This window comes from Nocardia sp. NPDC059228, assembly GCF_042754245.1.
GTDB lineage: Bacteria > Actinomycetota > Actinomycetes > Mycobacteriales > Mycobacteriaceae > Nocardia.
In genome coordinates, this window is record NZ_JBHZAL010000102.1 from 1 (window position 1) to 1,551 (window position 1,551).

The following is a 1,551-nucleotide window of genomic DNA, read 5'->3' on the forward strand; positions in this document are numbered from 1 at the left end:
GTCCGAGCTGGCCGGCTGGATGAGCTACGACGTGGGGCTCCAGCCCAACGCCCAGAAGTACTTCGTCCTGGCCCTGCACGCCGCCAAGGAGGCCGGGGACAAGGCCCTCGGGTCGTACATCCTCTCCTCCATGAGCCGTCAGATGATCCACGTCGGCCGCCCCGACGACGCCTTGGAACTCATCCACCTCGCCCAGTACGGCAGCAGGGACTGCGCCACGGCCCGTACGCAGTCGATGCTGTACGCGATGGAGGCGCGGGCGTACGCCAACATGGGGCAGCCCGGCAAGTGCAAGCGCGCGGTGCGGATGGCGGAGAACACCTTCGCCGACGCCGGGGACGACGGCGAGCCGGAGCCCGACTGGATCCGGTTCTTCTCCGAGGCGGAGCTCAACGGCGAGAACGCGCACTCCTACCGGGACCTGGCCTACGTCGCCGGGCGCAGCCCGACGTACGCCTCGCTCGCCGAGCCCGTCATGGAGCGCGCCGTCCAGCTCTTCGAGAAGGACGAGGAGCACCAGCGGTCGTACGCGCTGAACCTCGTCGGGATGGCCACCGTCCACCTCCTGAAGAGGGAGCCCGAGCGGTCGACTCCTCTTCTGAAGGAGGCGCTGGGGATCGCCAGGAAGGTGCGCTCCGAGCGCGTCAACACGCGGCTCCGCAAGACGGTGACCACGGCCACCAGGGACTTCGGAGACGTCTCCGAGATCAACCAGCTGACCGAGCAGCTCACCGAGGAGCTTCCGGAGGCCGCGGAAGCCGTCTGAACGGCCCGTGGAACGCCTCACGGAGCCCTGGGCCGGTGGGGAACCCCGCTCCCGTACTCGCGCGCCTCTGAGCCCCCGGCCGCGGTCCTCGCCCCGTACAGCCCGGCACAGCTTCGCCACGCCAGGTCACCGAGGTGGGCGTGACGCGGCCGGATTCTGCCATCACCACACCTCGCGACACGGCAGTTCATCCAGGCGTAACACCCCGGACCACTTCGTCACTGGCGTGAAACATCGGGTGGCATCGACCGAAATCACCCCACGTCAATCTCCTCACCACTAGTCGGCCCACAGAAGTAAGAGCATCCGCACGGGCCGTATTTCCCACCCACGAGGAGACGCCGGCCTTGAATGGCGCAGATACCGCATTCGTATTGATCAGTGCCGCGCTCGTCATGCTGATGACGCCCGGCCTGGCCTTCTTCTACGGCGGCATGGTCCGGGTGAAAAGCGCCCTGAACATGCTCATGATGTCCTTCATCTCGCTCGGCATCGTCAGCGTGCTGTGGGTGCTCTACGGGTACTCGCTCACATTCGGTGACGACATCGGTGGAGGACTGCTCGGGAACTTCGACCACATCGGTCTGAAGGGCATCACCCCCGAGACGCTCACGGGCGGCGACGAGGGAATCCCCGTCTACGCCTTCGCCCTCTTCCAGCTGATGTTCGCCGTACTGACCCCGGCGCTGATGAGCGGCGCACCGAGGGCCACGATGGCCGGATTGGTGGTGCGGACGGAGTCGTTATCACGGAATACCGCCCCCGATCCCGATGAACCACACGCA

Annotated in this window: 1 protein-coding gene and 1 pseudogene; both read left to right on the forward strand. The window is 66.6% G+C overall.

The genetic code is table 11. From position 1 onward, the window contains the following. Nucleotides 1-766, forward strand: a 766-nt coding sequence (locus ACFXKA_RS42710; protein ID WP_379431862.1) for a hypothetical protein, incomplete at its 5' end; no start/stop codon positions are given. A 347-nt stretch (nt 767-1,113) separates the two neighbouring features. Then, nucleotides 1,114-1,551 (forward strand): annotated as a pseudogene (locus ACFXKA_RS42715) (hypothetical protein); the annotation flags it as partial.